Origin of the sequence: Paenibacillus thalictri, from assembly GCF_004307995.1 — a bacterium.
Lineage (GTDB): Bacteria > Bacillota > Bacilli > Paenibacillales > NBRC-103111 > Paenibacillus_AF > Paenibacillus_AF thalictri.
Genome location: NZ_SIRE01000014.1, coordinates 49,442 through 69,055, shown reverse-complemented (window position 1 = coordinate 69,055; position 19,614 = coordinate 49,442). Strand labels below are relative to the sequence as shown.

General features: G+C 51.5%; 13 protein-coding genes. 7 read left to right on the top strand and 6 right to left on the bottom strand.

The window, feature by feature from the left end:
* Positions 1–282 precede the first annotated feature (282 nt).
* From EYB31_RS19960 to EYB31_RS19950, 3 genes are all read right to left on the bottom strand, one after another.
* A complete protein-coding gene (locus EYB31_RS19960) occupies positions 283–3,324 on the bottom strand; it encodes a hybrid sensor histidine kinase/response regulator (RefSeq protein ID WP_131015177.1) in 3,042 nt (1,013 codons plus the stop codon).
* 10 nt (positions 3,325–3,334) lie between these two features.
* Complete coding sequence (locus EYB31_RS19955) at positions 3,335–4,462, bottom strand: response regulator (RefSeq protein WP_131015176.1); 1,128 nt, start codon at positions 4,460–4,462, stop codon at positions 3,335–3,337.
* 297 nt (positions 4,463–4,759) lie between these two features.
* A complete protein-coding gene (locus tag EYB31_RS19950; protein ID WP_131015175.1) occupies positions 4,760–6,331 on the bottom strand; it encodes a peptide chain release factor 3 in 1,572 nt (523 codons plus the stop codon).
* Positions 6,332–6,600: 269 nt separating this feature from the next.
* On the opposite strand from EYB31_RS19950, the gene EYB31_RS19945 reads away from it, so the two are divergent.
* Positions 6,601–7,470 (top strand): metal-dependent hydrolase, encoded by an 870-nt coding sequence (locus tag EYB31_RS19945; protein ID WP_131015174.1) that lies wholly within the window; start codon positions 6,601–6,603, stop codon positions 7,468–7,470.
* Positions 7,471–7,676: 206 nt separating this feature from the next.
* Here the strand turns inward: EYB31_RS19945 and EYB31_RS19940 are convergent, their stop codons facing one another.
* The 3 genes from EYB31_RS19940 to EYB31_RS19930 all read right to left on the bottom strand — a co-directional run bounded on the left by EYB31_RS19940 (position 7,677) and on the right by EYB31_RS19930 (position 11,417).
* Positions 7,677–8,753 (bottom strand): metallophosphoesterase family protein, encoded by a 1,077-nt coding sequence (locus tag EYB31_RS19940; RefSeq protein ID WP_240762627.1) that lies wholly within the window; start codon positions 8,751–8,753, stop codon positions 7,677–7,679.
* A gap of 80 nt (positions 8,754–8,833) precedes the next feature.
* Positions 8,834–9,616, bottom strand: coding sequence for a response regulator transcription factor (locus EYB31_RS19935; RefSeq protein WP_131015173.1), 783 nt, complete (start codon positions 9,614–9,616; stop codon positions 8,834–8,836).
* On the bottom strand, positions 9,597–11,417 hold the full coding sequence (locus EYB31_RS19930; protein WP_131015172.1) for a cache domain-containing sensor histidine kinase: 1,821 nt from the start codon (positions 11,415–11,417) through the stop codon (positions 9,597–9,599). The genes EYB31_RS19935 and EYB31_RS19930 overlap by 20 nt, the downstream gene beginning before the upstream one ends.
* Positions 11,418–11,568: 151 nt before the next feature.
* Here EYB31_RS19930 and EYB31_RS19925 point away from each other — a divergent pair, with 151 nt between their 5' ends.
* The 6 genes from EYB31_RS19925 (at position 11,569) to EYB31_RS19900 (ending at position 19,543) form a co-directional block, all read left to right on the top strand.
* On the top strand, positions 11,569–12,981 hold the full coding sequence (locus EYB31_RS19925) for an ABC transporter substrate-binding protein (RefSeq protein WP_131015171.1): 1,413 nt from the start codon (positions 11,569–11,571) through the stop codon (positions 12,979–12,981).
* Positions 12,982–13,017: 36 nt separating this feature from the next.
* Positions 13,018–13,962 carry a carbohydrate ABC transporter permease gene (locus EYB31_RS19920; protein ID WP_131015170.1) on the top strand — a complete coding sequence of 315 codons (945 nt, stop codon included), beginning with the start codon at positions 13,018–13,020 and terminating at the stop codon, positions 13,960–13,962.
* A gap of 12 nt (positions 13,963–13,974) precedes the next feature.
* On the top strand, positions 13,975–14,793 hold the full coding sequence (locus EYB31_RS19915; RefSeq protein WP_131015169.1) for a carbohydrate ABC transporter permease: 819 nt from the start codon (positions 13,975–13,977) through the stop codon (positions 14,791–14,793).
* A gap of 111 nt (positions 14,794–14,904) precedes the next feature.
* Positions 14,905–16,284 carry an FAD-dependent oxidoreductase gene (locus EYB31_RS19910; protein WP_131015168.1) on the top strand — a complete coding sequence of 460 codons (1,380 nt, stop codon included), beginning with the start codon at positions 14,905–14,907 and terminating at the stop codon, positions 16,282–16,284.
* Between the two features lie 82 nt (positions 16,285–16,366).
* Positions 16,367–18,640: a golvesin C-terminal-like domain-containing protein gene (locus EYB31_RS19905; RefSeq protein ID WP_131015167.1), complete on the top strand. Its 2,274-nt coding sequence runs from the start codon at positions 16,367–16,369 to the stop codon at positions 18,638–18,640.
* A gap of 210 nt (positions 18,641–18,850) precedes the next feature.
* Positions 18,851–19,543 (top strand): Crp/Fnr family transcriptional regulator, encoded by a 693-nt coding sequence (locus EYB31_RS19900; RefSeq protein ID WP_131015166.1) that lies wholly within the window; start codon positions 18,851–18,853, stop codon positions 19,541–19,543.
* The last annotated feature ends 71 nt before the right edge of the window (positions 19,544–19,614 follow it).

The window sequence follows — 19,614 nt, the reverse complement described above, 5'->3', positions numbered from 1 at the left end:
CCTTATGTATTCTTGCTTGTCACTTAAACCTCTTGTCGTATGTATATGGACCCAGACTCCCTCTCCCCCGCAATTTATATTTGGGAGACAGATGGAAGCTCACATATCTTGATACATCATACGACAATCAACCTTAAAAAAACCTTAAAACCATAGGTCAATAGACTCATAAAATTGTGAGTTTTGTAACATAAGCGTATAAAAAGGGAATTTATCAAAAAAAATAGCGAAACTTCTCCAAAATTCCTTTGGAAAAGTTCGCTAATTTCATTATCCTTGCGCTCACGCCGGCACGCTGACTTCAACCGGAATCATCACCGTCACCTTTGTGCCGCTCATCGGAGAGCTGTCAATCCGCAATTCAGAACTGTATTCATACTTGAGACGCTTCATTATATTTTTAAGCCCGACTCCTTGAAGAGCCGTCGTCTCCTGTCCAAACAGCTGATTGATCAGGTCACCCTCCATGCCTACCCCGTTGTCCTCGACCTGGATGCAATAGTGGCCAGGCGTTTCATAAGCGGTAATTTTCACGGTGCCGCCTTCAGTTCTACCTCCGATACCGTGCCGAATCGCATTTTCAACAAGCGGCTGGATCAGCAGCGGAGGGATGCTGACGCCGTACATCACTTCCGCGATGTCGTATTCGATATGCAGGCGGTCCTTGAATCTGGCTCGTTCAATTTCTATATAAGAACGGATCAAATTCAGTTCTTGTCCGAAAGACGTTCGTTTCTGGACATTGCTGAATCGGAAGCTGCCGCGCAAATAGTCGGCCAGATCGGTGGTCAGCTTACGCGATTTTTCCTCGTCGCTATAACTTAAAGCGATAATCGTATTCAGCACGTTGTACAGAAAATGCGGTTTGATCTGCGACTGGAGAAACGCCACTTCCAAATCAATCGCTTTGGCCAGCGAGTCCTTCATCAACAGCAGTCCCTTGATTCTCGCTTTCAGCTCCATCGTGTCAAACGGCTTCGGCAAGAAGTCGTTGGCTCCCGCTTCAAAAGCGGCAAGCTTATCTTGAGGTTGCGCCGCCGTCGTCACCATCAATACGGGCATCTCCAGCAACGTATATTTTTTGCGGATCGTCTGGCATACTTCAAACCCCGACATCCCGGGCATCATCAGATCCAAAATAACGAGATCAACCGCGTTCGGATTGTCAATTTGCTCGACGGCTTCAAAGCCGTTTTTGACGGCAATCACTTCGCAATCCATCGGCTTTAACGCATCGATCAATATTTTCAGGTTGGCAAAGTGGTCGTCTACGATGAGCACCGTATGTTTGCCCGCACCCTTCGAGTAAAAAGGAGTCGGGAACGAATATTCCGCTTCCGATCCCGCAGATTCAGCCGTATGTCCGTCTTCCAATCTTGCTGCTGCGGTTGTTCCAGCCAAAGGGAGACTGAATGTAAACACCGTACCCTCGCCTTTTACCGAAGAAACCGAGATTTCACCGTTCTGCAGCTCGATAAGCTGCTTGACGATGGACAAACCTAATCCGAAGCTTTGGCTTCCCGGGGATTCGAAAGATTTAAACGGTTCAAAAATGAGGTCGATAGCATGACGGTCAATTCCTGCTCCCGTATCTTTAACCGAAATGGCAATGCTGCCATGCCTTACCTCCGCCGACACCTCGATGTTTCCCGCTTCCGTATGCTTGACCGCATTATCGATCAGGTTGTTCAAAATTTGCCGGAACCGGTTTTCGTCAGCCAGCGCATGAGGCAAATTGTCCGGGACGTTGTTTATCAATTTAATATTTTTCCCTGCTGTCAGAAACGTAAATATTCTCAGCACGATATCAACCGTCGACCGCACGTCGACCGGAACGGGCCGCACGGTCAAATCGCCCTGCTTCAGCCTCGACAAATCCAAAATGTCAAAGACGAGCTGAGACAGCTTCCTGCTGATGCTGAGCACCAGATCCAGCTTCTCCTGCTGCTCCGCCGGCAGCGGGTGACGCGGATCGTCGGCCATAGATTGGGAGATCGTAATGATGCTCTGCAGAGGTGTCTTAAATTCGTGCGACGTTTTCGAAAGAAAATCATCCTTCAGCTTATCCATATTAAGCAGTTGCAAGGAAAGCTGCTCGATCTTCTTGAAGGCGTTCGAGAAACGCAGCGACATCAGCAACGCCAGCATCAGAAGAACTAGAATCACCTCTACAGGAACGGCCGTGTAAATCGGCGTGCTTGAATAGATGCTCAGATTTTGAAACATGACGTGATGATTCAGGGCAATCGCGGCGAAAACCAAATATTTGCTGCCTTCCACGCGATGAAAAGCGGCCAGGATATACACATACGTGGCATAAAAAAACGGCAACGTGCCGTATATCGTCGTCAGCGACAGGAGTGTCTTGCCGTATCCAAAGCCGAATAAAGCAAACACCGTCATGCCTATGCCAAAAGCAACCCCGGAATAAATGAGCTTTTTGGAGCAAAACGGGCGCAAAGCGGTATAAACATACAAAAAATTGAAAATTCCTACGGCATATACCGATATATTCTGCACTCGAATAAGAAACCAAAACGGGATATGGTCGAACAGAATGACAAGCAATCTTTCGCCATGCGTCGCTAAAAACAACGTAATGAATATACACAGAAGCCCAAACGTGATCAGCGAATAATCGTTCTTCCGCTGGGTATACAGGCCGGTAAAATACAATCCCATGATCAAAAAGCTGCAGTTGGACATCAAGTCGTGTGAAATCGCTCGATCCCTCAGCGCGGAGATCTGATCGGAATATCCCAAAACGATGGAGTTCATGATGCCGCTGCTGGCCGCGTATTCGTAATTAGCCACTTGCACAAGTATTTCGTTCCAGCCCGGCTTTAACGTAAAATAGCTGACATACGGCTTATTGTTCGCAGCGTACGAGGTGTCCGCCACTTCTCCCGCAGCGCTGACTGCTTTGCCGTTGATCACAATGCGGTTGGCCATCTGGATCGACATTGTTTTCAGCCCGTAGATTTTGGGGACGTCATCCACTTTGATCAGCAACCGGTAGGTCGCTTTCCCGAGCGTATTCATCTCGTGCCCCCATGAACCGGGCACGTTGATCAGCTTGGGGGGAGCGGCGGCCGGAGCGGGCAATCCATCCAAAGATTCAAGCAACCGGTCGGGATAAAATTCCCACTGCCCGTCAAGCTGCACATAACCTTCCTGTGCAAAATTCCAGCTTGACAGGTCCATGCGCCCGGCTTGCGCCATCGGTCGATCCCTCTCGTCGACGATAAAAAAATAAAACATAACGGAGTAAGTGACCACGATTAACAAAAAAGTCAACCCCGCGGCGACCAGTTTTTTTCTCATGTCGTTCTCCTTAATAGTTAAAAAGAGTGACGCTTTTATATAACCGCACCGTCTCTTCTTCCAGTTCGACACCCAGATTGCCGCGAACCGCCTGCTCCAGTTGTCGGTACACTTTTAAGGCTTCGTTGCGTTTGTCCGTATTGATGCACAGCCGAATCAAATCCCTGCCGTCTTTCTCGGAGTCGGGCGAAATCGTTAATATACGCTGCAAACTGTCCGCGGCCAAAGGAATGTTCCCTTTTCTCAAAAAATGCTTGGCGGCGATTCTGAGCGTCTGCACATATTTGTTCTTCAGCTCTTCCCGCTTCCATATCGCCCAATCGTAATCGCAGCCTTGCATATAGTCGCCTTTCATTAAAACGTTCAACTTCTCGTACCGCTTTTCGTCCATTGCCTCTTCCGCAGCCGCCTGGTCAACAATCGTCAAAAATGCGGCCACATCGCTTTCGATCCCGGCCAATTCGATCACGTAACCTCTGCCGGCCTTATCGACTTTGTCATTGATGCCGTTTGCCAAAAAACTTTTGCGCAAAAAGGACATGCAAGTATATAAGTATGTCTTCGCTTTGTTTAATTCCAATTCCCGCCAAAGCGATTCAATAATCGTTGCGGCATCGACTTGCTTCCCCCTATGGTGGACCAAAAAGGCGCAAAGCTCCTTTTCCTTGTTTGTTTTCCACGACATGATCCCGCTTGCGGTATGGATATGAAAACCTCCGAAGCATTGAATGTAAATCTCCGGCATCATATCCGCGGCCAGATTGGCTTTGCTGCTTGGCCCGGCTTTTTTGAAGCGTGAAATCGTATTCCGCAGCCTTTCCTTTGTAAACGGCTTCAATAAATAATCTACGGATTGAATCTCGAAAGCTCGCACCGCATATTCGGAGTAGGCGGTCGTAAATACGAACTGAATTTCAGGCAGAAGGCCTTTGATCCGCTCGGCCGCCTCAATTCCCATCAGGCGCGGCATTTGAATATCCAAAAATACGACATCCGGCCTCAATGTCTCAAGCTGCTCAAGCGCCTGAAACGGGTCCGTAAAGCTGCCTACAATATCTACATGTTCAAACTCACGCAGAAAAATTTCCAGAATTGCAAGTGCATGCTCCTCGTCATCCACCAGCATAACACGCAGCATAATACTCACTCCTTAAGAAAAGCTGTGTCTATAAATGACAAAAACAATACATTTCATATTTTTGAAGATATGCTAAAACTGCGCGAATAAAATGATAGATTTACAGAGTCATTATGAGGTTATCCGTACAAATCTGTCAAACATTTGCTTCCTCGAATCTCGCTTCACCGCTTTAAATAATTAAACTATCTTAGCATTTGTTCAGCTCCGGTGAAAACTTAAATTCCGATGTTATAAAAAAACCGTGCTGCTCATGAAGAGAAGCACGGTTGCCCGACTTACTTACCCGCTCTCCGGTCACGGCGCGGTTTCCAAAAACTTCGCGTCCGGCATTTTTTCCATCGCCGTACGCATCGCGTATTCATTCTCGAACAAGGCTACGAAGTTGCCCTTCTTATCCTTAACCAGCTGCGAATTAATGCGGAATTTAGCAGGATCGACTTTATCGCCGGTGATCCAGCGCGCAAACTGGAAATTCGTGCGGTGAAGCTGGACATCAACGCCATATTCGTTTTTCATCCGGTACTCGAATACCTCGAACTGCAGTTGGCCGACAACGCCGATAATCGTATCTTCGAAGCCGATCGTCGTGAACAGCTGAATCATGCCTTCTTCGGTCAGCTGATCGATCCCTTTCTGGTACTGCTTGTATTTAAGCGCATTTTTCACGGACACTTTGCAGAACAGCTCCGGCGAGAACGTCGGCAGCTCCTCGAACACGATGTCGCCTTTCTGGCTGAGCGAATCGCCGATCCGGAAAATGCCTGGGTCGAACAGACCGATAATATCGCCGGGGAATGCATCTTCGACGATATCCCGGTCCTGCGCCAGAAACTGCTGCGGCTGCGCCAGCTTAATATTTTTACCTTCGCGCACGTGCTTCACCGTCATGCCGCGTTCGAACTTGCCCGATACGATACGCAGGAAAGCGATCCGGTCGCGGTGCGCCGGGTTCATGTTGGCTTGAATTTTGAAGACATAACCGGAGAAATTGTTATCCAGCGGTTCGATCTTGCCTTGGCTGCTGTTGCGCGGCTCCGGCGATGGCGCGAGCTGCAGGAAGTTTTCCAGAAATGTTTGCACGCCGAAGTTGTTGATCGCACTGCCGAAAAATACCGGTGTCAGTTCGCCGCTCAGCACTTTCTCCATATCAAACGGATCTCCAGCAACGTCCAGCAGTTCCAAATCCTGCGCCAATTGGTCATAGAAGAAATTGCCGGCGATTTCCTGCACCAGCGGATCGGTATAACCTTCCACTTTGCGCACAGTGATTTGCTTATGGTCGTCGCCTTGAAACAGCTCCACTTGCGTTTTTTGCCGGTCATATACGCCGCAGAACTGCTTGCCCGAGCCGATCGGCCAATTCATCGGATAAGAGCGGATGCCAAGCAGGTTCTCCAGCTCTTCCAGCAGCTCAAACGGATTGCGGCCCTCGCGGTCCAGCTTGTTGATAAATGTAAAAATCGGGATTCCCCGCATGCGGCATACTTGAAACAGCTTTTTTGTCTGCGCCTCGACACCCTTCGCCGAGTCGATCAGCATGACGGCGCTGTCCGCCGCGGTGAGCGTCCGGTACGTATCTTCGGAGAAGTCCTGGTGACCCGGCGTATCCAAAATGTTAACCCGGTGTCCTTCATAATCAAACTGCATCACGGATGAAGTAACCGAGATTCCTCTTTGCTTCTCAATTTCCATCCAGTCCGACGTCGCATGTTTGTTCGCTTTGCGGCCCTTTACCGTACCGGCCAAACGAATCGCGCCTCCGAACAGCAGCAGCTTTTCGGTCAGCGTTGTTTTCCCAGCGTCAGGGTGGGAAATGATGGCGAACGTGCGCCGTTTTGATACTTCTAGTTCCAAACCGTTTGTCATTTTCGTAAAAGTCCCTTCATCTATCTTTCGCTAACAGCAATTATACACTGACGATGGTTATAAATCCACAGGCCCGCGCTTGCTGTAGGGCAATCGCATGAGTAACGGAGTCGCAAGAATGGAATGTTTCGGGGCCATTTACTTCGCTTTTCCAGACTCAAATGTCCTCCTCCCCTCATGTGATTGCAATGACGCTTGCTGTAGCCTTTTGGCCCGTGTTACGATGGATAATGGAGAGGTTTTCGACTTATACATGGGGAGAATAAATAATGGATACGGTCACACACACGTTATTCGGGCTGACTTTATACGGTGCTTTGAATAAAACGGGCTTGTCGCCCGCGCTCAAAAAAAGCCTGTTTCTTACCGCGGTGATCGGCAGCAACATTCCCGATATCGACGTTGTTGCCGGGTTTACGGAAACCGGCAAAATCATGCAGCAGATGTGGCACCGCGGCATTACCCATTCGGTGTTTATGGTCCCGGTATGGGCGCTTTTGCTTTCACTCGTATGCTTCGCATTATGGAAGCGCAAGGACAGGCGCATCTTCTGGCTTGGCGTGACCAGTGTGCTGATCCACGATACAAGCGACATGCTGAACACGTGGGGCACCGGTTTTTTCGAACCGATCAGCCATTACCGCGTCAGCTTCGGAGCGCTTCCGATCGTCGACGTAGTGCTGTGGGCTGTGATCGCGTTCGGCTGGCTTGGGGTTTGGCTGGTCAGAAGGTTTAAGTCCCACTCCATTCTGCGTGCAGCCTGGACCGTGATGGCCATCTATGCAGCGCTGCAGCTCATTCAGGTGGCGACGATTTACAGCCGCGCCATGGGCGAATACATCCGGCTCGAAGTGTCGGCGGGATTTGTTCCCGGACAGTTTCAAGTGTTCGGGCTGCTGAATGGCAGAGTCGATATTATGGACGCCAATGTCTGGAGCCAGCCCCGCTTGCGGGAATCGCTCGCCTCCGACGATACGGCCGACCTGAAGCCTTTATTCAAACAAAATCCGCGCGCGCTGACTTTGTACACGTGGTCACCGTTTGTCGTTGTCGTAAACAACGACAAGGAACTCGGCATATATGACCCCCGCTTTTATAAGAACGGCAGTTCGTTTTTGCATGAATCGATCAAAAAGTAAAGCAGTTTGCCAAGGCGCGCCTATAACCAACAAAACCCGAAGCGAAGGATACGCAGCGTAAAAACTGCCTGTCCCCCGTTCCGGGCTTTGTTGCATGTATTGCAGCAAACACGAGCTCTGAACGTGCCGCCGCTATCTTGCAGCGGCCATTCCCGCCGGAGCACACCGGTTTCCCGGCAGTCCGACCAGCCCGCTGCGCCACACGGTCAAACCTTCGTCAGCGGAATCGTCCAGTCGGCTTCTTTTAACCAAGCTTTTTTCGGAAACTCTCTGCCGCGGATTGTCACTTTATCCTGATACACCTGCACATACAGCCCTTGCGCTTTCTCTTTGGAGGCATTTTCGTACTGGCGGTTCAACACACGGCCAACCGATGAATTGTGGAACAGGTGAAACGTCTCTTTCTCATAATGCGGCACGCCGTTCTGGAAGTCCTGGTGGCGGTGGCCGCAAAATACAAATACGTTAGGATGCGCTTTGAGCGTCTCGCGAAATTGTTTGGCCCGGATCAGCTGATGAGTGCCGCCATCCTTGCCTGCAGGGGGCAGCGGTTGGTGGATCATCACAAAAACCGGCTTGCCGTCCTTGTTCTCGCCGATCTTCGTCTTCAGCCAATTCATCTGCTCGTCGGAATACCACGCGCCTTCGCCAACCTCCGGTTTCTCCTGCGAATACGTCTCCTGCGACATCATCAGAAACTGGTAATTGCCAAGCTTGGCGTCCGTAAACGGTTTCTGCAAACCGAAAAACTTCATGAACCGATCGCGGGACTGCGCATCCGTCTTGCCGTTCGGGAACGTGTCTTTGTTGAAGCCGCCGTCTTTGTCGATCCACACATGGTAATAATCGTGATTGCCCATATTGACGTAAACCGGCGGAAGCTTGTAGCCCTTGATGATTTTTTCAAATTCCTTGTAGTCGCTCTCTATCCCGTATTCGGTAATATCGCCGGTGATGATAACCGCTTCCACCTTGGATTCGAAATGCGTAATATCGTCAAGCGCTTCCTTCAAGTGTTTAATCGTATTCGGATCGTAGATCGACACATGAAGATCGCTGAGGATGATATATGACAACAGCGGTTCCGTATTGACTTCAGCCGCAGCCGGTTTGGCTTCTTGCGGCGCAGGTTCCGCTTTGGCCGGCTTGCCGGATTCTCCGGCCCCGCTTGGAAGCGTTTCCTCTTTCTCCCGCTTCAGCATCAGCTTCGGCAAATCCAGCGCCACCGCGGCAACAACAGCGCCCAACGCCAGCAGCCAGCGTATAAATGCCCGTCTAGTCAACTCTTACCCCTCCAGTTTAATATTTTGTTAACAATTATACTATGTTTTGCGGGAACGGGCTATGGAATCGCGGTTCACCGCTATTTAAGCCTTTTCTGATCGTGCTGGCTGCGCAAAAAATCTCCCGGAGTGACACCTTCAACCGATTTAAACACACGGCTGAAATAAGTCAGGTTGCCGTAACCAACCATATACGCGACCTCGCTGATTTTGTATTCGCCCGAAGCGAGCAGCGCCTTGGCCAGCTCTACGCGGAATTGCTGCAAATACGAGATAAACGTCGTGCCCGTCACTTTTTTGAACACATTGCTGGCATAAACGGGAGACACATTGAAGTGGTCGGCCACATCGTTCAGTTGGATGTCCTTCATGTAATTCATCCCGATATATTGGATTAACTGGCTGACCAACTCGTGTTTGATCTGCTTGCTTTCCAAAAACTCGCGGCTGCGCGTGACCCCGATGTTGGCCGGCACTGCCTTGTTCTCCTCCGCGGCAGGCGCGATCCGTGCGAACAGCTCTTGCAGCGCGCCGACACTCAAGGGTTTGAGCAGAAAATCGCAGGCGCCGTAACGCATCGCCGTTTGCGCATACTCAAACTCGGAGTGGGCAGTCAGAATCACATATTTGGTTGCGGGCGACAAGCGCTGCTCGTACACCTCCTTCATCAGCTCCAGCCCGTTTTTCATCGGCATGCGAATATCGATCAGCGCGACATCCGGCGCCAGTAGCCGCAGCTTGTCCAGTCCTTCCTCGCCGTCCTCCGCTTCGCCGACAATTTGGATATCCATCTCCAACTGCTGCAGCAATAAGGCGGTACCTTTGCGGATCATCTCTTCATCATCAATGAGCAGTAAACGCATCGTCTGTCACCTCGTCGATATCAATCATCATCTTAATCGCCGTTCGTTTGCCGGGTACGCTGTGGATATAAGCTTGACATTGCGAGCCGTAATACAAAAACAATCGTCTCAGCGCATTATGCATCCCGATCCGGTCGCGGCTCAGCCGCTTCACCGATTCATCGTCGACATATTCGTCGATCAAATAATCGAAACCGCAGCCGTTATCGACAATTTCGAACGTCAGGCGCTGGGCGCTTTTGTCCCAGTATCCATTGATATGCAGCAGCCCACCCCGGCGGGTTTTCTGGAAACCGTGCAAAATCGCATTTTCAATAAAAGGCTGGAGAATAAGCCGGTATATTTTCATCTCGTACACACTGACGTCGATTTGAAAAAACACTTCAAACCGGCTGCCAAACCGCAGCTTTTGCAAATACAAGTATCTCTCCAGCCATTCGACCTCTTCCCGCACCGTCACCTTCGTGTTTGTATTGGCGATCGTATAGCGCAAATTAATCGACAGCGCATACAGCATATCGGCGACTTCGCCGTTGCCCTGCTCCAGCGCTTTGAACCGGATCGTATCCAACGTATTGTACAAAAAATGGGGATTGATTTGCGCTTCAAGCAGCGCTTTCTCCGCTTTCGCTTTGTCGAGCTTATGTTTAAAATCCAGCTGGAACAGCTCCTGAAGCCGCTCCATCATCCGGTTAAAGCTGCGGCCGAGCTGACCGATTTCGTCCTGCCGCAGCACCTGCACGCGTTCGTCGAACGGCTCCCGGATGCTCCCCGGCATGACGCGCGCAAGCTCGCGGAGAGGCTGTACCCTTCGGCGAAAATAATAAATCGACAAACCGATGAACACACACATTGCAGCGGCAATAATCGAATTCATCCGCAGCATGTAAGCCATATTCTGAGAAATCAGCGAGTCGGTCGGGATGAGATGAATCAGCTTGATCGAATACCGTTCGAACGTGTCATAGATGACCAGGTAGGAACGGCCGTTGATGTCCATCGTACGCGAGCCTGCCAAGTTGCCGGCGACGTAATATTGCACTTCCGGCTCCAGCATGTCGGACACGGCTGTCTTGTCCGTATTTTGCGTAATGATGTGGCCGTCGAAATCGCTGACGATAAATCTGCTTTTCTCTACGGCCGATTTGCCGATGATGCTCTGCAGCACTTGAAAATTAAAATCGATCAGCACAATGCCAATCGGAGAAGGAGCCAACTTAATCAGCCTGGCAATGGAGAACACCGGTTTGCTTTCATCGTGAAACGGCAGCGGCTTGCTGATTAGCACCGTCTTGCCGTCAGCCGCTCGCGTATGCTCAAACCATTCGTCAAATTGCGAATTTGGGACTTGGTATTTGAAGTAATTGATCGGATCGCCGTTCCGGTATCGGAGGCTGCCGTCAAGGTTAAAGTAGTAGAAGTTCAGCACATCGGAGCGCGAATACGACATATCGTAAAACAGCTTGTCGAACGCTTGATTGATTTCGATCGTTTGCTGTTCCATCAGCAGCTGGGGATTAAGCTCCAAAGCGGAAAGCAGCGAATTGTTGGAGTATAACAGACCGGAAAGCTTCTCCATCTGCTGCAATTGGGCATCAAACATATCTTTCGTAAACCGTAAAATTTGCTCTGAATGGCGGATCGACGCTTCCTTGGACGTACTCCACCAGTAAGTGGCCGTAATGAAATAAGAAGCCGCAAACGGAAGAGCCGTCATTAGCAAGTAGCCCATCGTCACACTCCAGACGAGGCTTGTTTTCCAGAAGCTGAGCTTCTGCCAATACCGGCGTACACGTTGCACCTGACGCTCTCCCTTCAACCGAGCTGTGAAATGTACGAAAATCTGTATTTTGTATTATACCTGAGCCTTTGCAAAAAAGGTACAGTAGTTACGTAAACGCATGCGTTGCTGAAATACTTAAGCTCACGACAAAAAGGAAGGGTTGATCACGATGCGAACAAAAGCGATAGCGCTGGCCACGGCGGCCTTGATGCTGATTGCCGGCTGCGGTGGAGGCGGGGGCGGGAACGCGACAACCGGTCCGGCCAATGAACCAAAACCCGCTGCCAAAGAGGAAAGCAAAGCGGAACCGAAGGTAGACATTACATTTTGGACCTATCCGAAATGGAGCGGCATTAATGGCACGGAGCAAGGCGGACAACTCGGCGATTACGAGCGGGATGCCGCCAAACGGTTTATGGCGCAGCATCCGAACGTAAATGTGAAGGTTGAGGTGCTCGACTTCAACAACGGCCCGCAAAAGGTCAATGTCGCGTTGGCCGCCAACGAGGCGCCCGATGTGTTGATGGACGGCCCGGTGCGGTTTCTTGGCTACGCCCAGCAGGGATACCTCGAACCGCTCGACGAGCATCTGGGCAAGGATTATACCGGCGCGTTCATCTCTACATTGTGGGATCAGACAACGATCGGTGACGGCAAACATTATTACATTCCGTGGGGCACGTCTCCGAATGTGATGCTGATCAACAAAACGCTGGTCGACAAGGCCGGCCTGGCCGATAAGCTGCCTAAAGACGAAGAGCGCACATGGACGACGGATCAATTCATCAGCTTTATTAAAGAGGTACAGCAAAAAACCGGCGTCAAAGGCACGGGGTTATTTGCGGGAAGCGAATCGGGCGATGCCTTCATGTTCAACTACATCTGGGCGGCCGGCGCAACGACGTATAACGACAAATTTACAAAAATCGCTCTGAACAATCCGGCCGGGCTGAGCGGTCTGCAATTTATGAAACGGCTGGCCGACGAAAAGTTGATTAACGACGGAGCGGCGGCGCTGAAAGCGACCGATGCGTACAATTTGTTCTACGACCAGAAGCTTGTCTCGATGTCGGCCGCTCCGGTGCATTACTCCCGGGGACTTGCGGCGATCCGCGACAAAAAATCCGCGCCTTACGAGATGATCATGACCTCTTATCCGACGTTCCCCGGCAAGCAGAAATCGGCAACGGTGCTTGGCACATTTGGCATGGCGGTGTTCAAAAACAAAGACCAAAACAAGCTGAAATACGCAGTGGAATTCGCCAAGTTCCTCGGAAGCAGAGAAAATGCGGCAGCCGTTAAGGCTTCCAGTTCGTTCAGCGCATACGCGGACATTAACAAGACGTTGTTTGCCAGCGAGAAAGACAGCAATATGGAATTTGCCGCCAAGCTGCTGCCTTATGCCGTCAATGAAGGATTCGCCGCTCCGGGCTACAATGAAATCCGCAAAAACAACATGGCCCATCTGCAGAAGCTGATTCTTGGCAGCGAGACGCCGGAGGATGCATTGCAAAAAATGGAGACGGAAGGCAATCAACTGCTTGAGAAGTATACGAAAATTATTCAGGAGCAGCGGAAATAACCGGCTGCCCGGCTCAGAAATAAAGGGGAGGAATTTATGGCTTCAAGACAACCCACCGGATTATCGGCGGCGGACGTTCCGTCTCCGGTTAAACGCAAACGCGCTCCTGCCCTCGCCATCCGCCGGCAGCTGAACGGTTATTTATTCGTGCTGCCGATCACCGTCTTTTTTATCGTCTTTACGTTGTATCCCGCGCTGGAAGCGGTGCGGATGAGCTTTTTCGATTTCCGCCGCTCGGGCGACGTATTTGTCGGTCTGCAAAACTACAAGGACATCTTCGGCGAAGAGCGGTTTGTTAGAGCGCTTGGAAACACGTTCCTGTACGTGCTGTATATCGTTCCCTGCACGATCGTCTTCTCCCTTGCGGTCTCGTCGTTTATTTATTCGATGAGCGAGCGGTGGACCGGCTTTTTCCGCGCGGTATTTTATTTGCCCACCGTCACCTCTGCCGTTGCGATTTCGCTGGTATGGGGCTGGATTTTTAACCCGGGCGAAGAGGCGCTGGCCAACCGACTGCTTGTGTTGTTTCATCAACAAGCGCAAATTTGGTTCGTCGATCCGCACATGGCTTTGTATCTGATCGTTTTTATCATCTTGACGGTGTCGGTTGGCCAGCCGATTGTGCTATATACGGCTGCGATGGGCAGCATCTCTAACGATTACTATGAGGCGGCCAAGGTGGACGGGGCAAGCCGTCTGCAGCAATTCACCCGCATTACGATGCCGCTCCTGATGCCTACAACGCTTTATAGCGTTGTCATTACAACGATCAATGCGTTTCAGACGTTTATTTTCATCCATCTGCTCACTTCCGGCGGACCTGACCATACGACAACTTCGATCATTTACGAGCTGTATGTGGAGGCGTTTAATACGAACAAGTTCGGTACGGCTTCGGCTATGGGCATCGTGCTTTTCCTGATCGTCGGCCTTGTGGCGATATTTCAATTTCGTTCGATGACATCAAAGGTCGAATATTAAGGAGGATGTTCTTTGAATCGCTTAACCGCACCGCGAACCGCCTTCTGGAAGCTGCTGGTCATGCTGCCCTTCGGGTTGTTCTTTCTGCTTCCCTTCGTCTGGATGATGCTCGGTTCGTTCAAACATTCGTTTAACGTCAATAAATGGATCGCCCCTCTGACATGGGATAATTATGTGCTCCTGTTTCGCAATACTCCGGCCGTTCGCTGGTTTCTCAACAGCGTCTATGTATCGCTCAGCGCCACGCTGCTCATTTGCCTGCTCAGCGCGCTGGCCGGTTATGCTTTCGCCAAAATCCGCTTTCAGGGCTCGAATCTGATTTTCTTTTTGATGATATCAACGATGATGCTGCCCAAATACGTGCTGCTGGTGCCGCTGTTCAAGCTGATCCGCGATCTCGGCTGGTTCAATACGTATTCCGCGCTTATTTTTCCCGAGCTTGGTTACGCCTTTGGCGTGTTTATGATGCGGCAGTTCATCCAATCGATTCCGACGGAAATGATCGAAGCCACACGAATGGACGGGGCTTCAGAGCTGCGTATTTTCTTCCAAATGATCGTACCGCTGGTAAAACCGGCATTGGCGGCGTTGGCCATTTTCTCAGTCGTTCGCGTCTGGAACGATTTTATGTGGCAGCTTGTCGTGACGCAGTCCGAAGAGATGAAAACGATGCCGCTTGGCGTGGCGGGTTTCACATCGATGGCCGGGCTTACCGATTACGGGATGATGATGGCCGGAGCCGCCGTCGCGTCGCTGCCGATTATGATTTTGTTCCTGTGCTTTCAGCGCTTTTTTACGCGGGGCATTACGATGGGGGCTATGAAGGGATAATCGGAGGAGGCTACGGCATTGCGGCAGATAGAACGGGTCCAAATTCAGACTGCCGGCCCGTTTCGGCCGCATGCAGGAATATGCATCTACTACAAACGAGGAGGAACACCAATGTTAAAACAATACAGCTATGACGTGGTTGTTGTCGGCGGAGGAGCTACCGGTATTGTGGCGGCCATGTCGGCCGCACGCAACGGAGCCAAAACGGCTTTGGTCGAATATAACGGGTTTGTCGGAGGCAACGTGATCCCGGGACTGCCGCTGCTTGGCTACCACAATAACGCAGGCGAGCTGATTGTCAAAGGGATCGCCTACGAAATTGCCCGTAACTTGCAAAGCATGGGAGCCGCGACCGAATTTTATATGGACCCGATTACAAGCGATGTGCTTGGCGTTGACCCGCATTGGTTTAAATACACGGTGACCAAAATGCTGGCCGATGACGGCGTCGATTTCTTCCTGCATTGCCTGTTGTCCGATACGGTCGTTGAAAACGGCGAAGTGAAAGGCGTTATCGTGCACAATAAGGAGGGCCAGCAGTTGCTTTCGGCCAAAGCAGTCATCGATTGCAGCGGTGACGGCGATGCCGCCGTGCGCGCCGGTGCGGACTTCGTGTACGGAAGAAGCTCGGATCACAAAGCGCAAGTGTCGACACTGGTATTCAGGGTCGGGGATATCGACGTCAAACCGCTGATCCGTTACTTCCGCGCGAATCCGACGCAAATTCGCCCGTTTGCGATGACCGATGAAACCGTGCAAGCGCTGATCGATCAGATGGAGGGCGCAGAGGTGTTTGTGCTTGGCGGGCTCCAGCAGTATATCCAGCAGGCGGTGCAGGAAGGTATCCAATATCCGCGGGCAAATCTGGTCGGCGTTGTTGTGCCGAAGTTCAATCAGATGATCGTTGTGTCCAGCCGCCTGGAAGGCGTCGATCCGAACAACAACCGCAGCTATTCGTCCGGTGAAGTAAACGGACTGCTGCAGATGAAGGAAATCTTCGATTTCTTGAAACGGTACGCACCCGGCTTCGAGAACATTCATCTGATCGATACGGCCCACCAGCTCGGGATCCGGGAATCGCGACACATCGTCGGGGATTACTTGCTAACCGGCGAAGACCTGATCACCAGCAAACATTTTGACGATGTGATCTGTCTCGGCGGGTATCATCTGGATATCCACACTCCCGATCATGGCGGCATCGTCTCCACGAAAGTCAGCACGTATGAAATTCCGTTTTCCTGCTTGCTGCCCAAAGGACTGGAACGTCTGCTTGTTGCCGGCAGGCCGATTTCCGCCACACACGAAGCGATGTCTTCGACTCGTGTGATCCCGATTCAGATGGCTCAAGCCGAAGCGGCCGGCGTTGCCGCAGCGATCAGCGCCGAACGGAACATCCCGCTCCGGGAAGTGCCTATTCTCGAGCTGCAGCGCAAGCTGATCGCCCAAGGCGCGGAGCTCGGACAAGGCATCGGGCGAAGGACTTTTTAATAGGAAGGAAGATACAAACAACAGGCCGCTAACCGGCAGCTTTTTGCCGGCAGTCCAATATATTGAAAGCGAGGAACACTTCATGATGCGCTTGAAATGGAGTCATTGGATCGCATCTTGGAACAACACTTGGAAAAATAGCTTTGGCGCAGTTTTACTCGCCATATGTATTGCATCTGCTGTCGGCTGCATCGCCCCCCAAACCGCCCAAGCGGCCGGCGAGGTCATCGTTGACAATTCCGATGCCGGGTTTACGACCGGCGGCACATGGTCGGCAAGTACGATTCTTGCAGGATACTATGGGCCGAATTATGTCAGCGACGGCACTTCCGGAGCGGATGCTTCAAGCAAATGGGCAAAGTGGACGCCGCTCATTACGGACGCCGGCTTTTACGACATTTATATGCGCTGGACGGCGGACACTAACCGCCCTGACGCGGCTCCTCTTGAAATTTCGTACAATGGCGGCGTCGATACATCAAAAACAGTGAATCAGACGCAAAACCACGGTACGTGGGTGCTTATCGGCCGTTACGCTTTGTCAGCAGGCAGCACCCATTATGTGAAGCTGCTGGCGACGGATTCGGGATACACCATCGCCGACGCGGTGAAATTTGTGCCCGCCGAAGTTTCTGATATTATCGTGGATAATACGGACAGCGGATTTACGGCAAACGGCACCTGGGGCGCAAGCACGATACTGAGCGGCTATTACGGCGCAAATTATACAAGCGACGGCACGATCGGCGCCGATGATGCGAATAAATGGGCGAAGTGGACGCCGTTTATCTCCGTGTCCGGTTACTATCACGTGTACATGCGGTGGACGGCCGATACGAACCGTCCCGACGCCGCTCCGGTCGAAATCGTATACGACGGCGGAACCGATAGCAGCCGAACCGTCAACCAGCAGGTATATGGCGGGCAATGGGTACTTGTGGGCACTTACCCGTTTGCCGTTGGCAGCGCCTCGTATATCAAGCTGCTGGCGACCGACGCCGGCTATACGATCGCCGATGCGGTAAAGCTGGAATATGCGGGTACAACCAGTCCGGTAGCCGATCCGACGGCTTTGTCCGCTTCAACAGGCTCCCCTTCCCATCTGAATTTAAGCTGGACGGATAACGCTTCGAATGAACAAGGCTATCGCATCGAACGCCGCAAGTTAGGAGATTCAAGCTGGCTTACGCTTGGCTTGCTGCCGGCAAATACGACATCGTATCAAAGCGTCGGACTGCTTGCCGGCACGACCTATGAACACCGGATCACCGCTTTTCGTTCCGACGGCGTAAGCCATACGGTCGCTTTTCCGAATACCGCGACCTTGACGCTTTCCGGCGCAACGCGGGGCATCTCCGTTGCTCCTGTATCGGCGGGCAATCCGCGCAACGGCGAAGGCGGCATGATCAAGCTGAACGACGGTTCTCTGCTGTTCCTGTACGATAAATTCCCGAGCACCGCCGATTTGGATGTCGGCACGAAAATTGCCAAACGAACTTCCTCAGACGGCGGTCTCACCTGGTCCGCGGAATCGATTTTATTTTCCAATCCGTCCAGAGGGCTGATCCAGCCTTCGCTTGTTCGTCTCGCAAACGGTCAATTGGGCGTTGCTTATACGACATTCACCGGTTCGACGGACGCCAAACGTGTGTTTCGCACCTCAACGGACGAAGGGGCAACCTGGTCCGCGGAAATTGCGATCTCGGACAATACATACAACTATGTCGCAACAACAAACGACCGTATCATCCGGCTGGCAAGCGGACGTCTGGTCATGCCTGCGCACAAAAACAGCCCGCTGCGGACACTCGTCTACGTCTCCGACGATAACGGCCTGACATGGAGCAACAAGACGCCGTCACCGCTTTCGGCGAGCGGAGGCGAAATGTGGGAGGCGGATATCGTCGACGTTGGCGGTAACGAGCTGCTACTGTATGCGCGCACACGCACCGGTTGGCTTTACGAATCCCGTTCCGCCGACAACGGGGATACATGGTCGACTCCGGCGCAGACGCAGATCCGCTACAGCATTTCGCCGCCGAAGCTGTCCCGCCTTCCCGGGACCGATACGCTGATCCTCATCGGCTGCGGCACGAATTACGTTCCCGGGGACGGATTTTCCGACGGAGCCCGGCTCATTTTATCCTCGCAAATCAGTACGGACGGCGGACGAACATGGAGCAATTACAAGCAGATCGAATATACGGGCGGCAGCGACTGGTACCATTATCCGTCCATTTTATGGGATGGCAGCGATGCTCATTTGACCTACTATCGCGGGAACCCGTTTGGAGGCAGCTATTATGTGAAGTTGCCATCCACCTGGTTCACATCCAATCCTGCTTGGCCATATTGACCCCAGCGCATTGATTCATTCTCGGCATAATGTAAGCAAAACGCCTTCATCCCGCTTGTACAGCGGTTTGGAGGCGTTTTTCCGCATCGTTGGGGACTATTCACTTAAGTCCATGAGTTCCGGACATTTATCGCTTGGTCGAATGAGAACCTATCGGGTATAATTCAAATTAAATCGGTTTCTATATCAAGGAAAGAAGGAGGGACAGCGATGAAACGAGAAAAAGCGGCAGCTTTTCTTAAGCAGACGCCACTGTTCCACGATTTGAGCGAACAAGAGCTGGAGCGTATGGAGGCAATCGCCAATTCTCGTTCCGCACCGAAGAAATCAACCATTTTTACCGAAGGTAGCGAAAAAGAAGCCGTCTATTTTATCCAAAAGGGGCTTGTAAAAACATTTAAAACCGATGAAAACGGCAACGAGCAGATCGTCTCGTTTTTGAAAAGCGGCGACATGTTTCCCCATACCGGCTTTTTTAATCAAAATCCGTATCCCGCCACGGCGGAAGCCATCGTTGACACGGAGCTGCTGGCGATTCCGGTCCGGTTGTTCGAGAGTTTGATGATGAGCACCCCTTCGATTGCCATCAAAATGATGCGTGTTATGGGCGACAAAATCCGGGAGCTGCAAGAAAAGCTGCAGGTGCTGTCGGGGCAAGATGTCAAACATAGGGTTTTATCGTTCCTGCTGCTGCTAGCGGAACAACATGGGGATACCAAACACAACCAATTTACGATCAACGTGCCAATGACACACCAGGAATTTGCCAATGCTGTGGGTACGACAAGAGAGACCGTAAATCGGCTGCTTAATCAGTTCAATAAGGAACAGCTGTTGGAAATCCATCGCAATCGTATCGTGATTTTGGATTTGGAAGGACTCAAGCAAAAAAGGGAGCTGTAGCTACCTGCAGGATAACAAACTATACATGACGAAGCCTCGCTCCCTTGCCTACGTTGCCCTTCATAAACGTC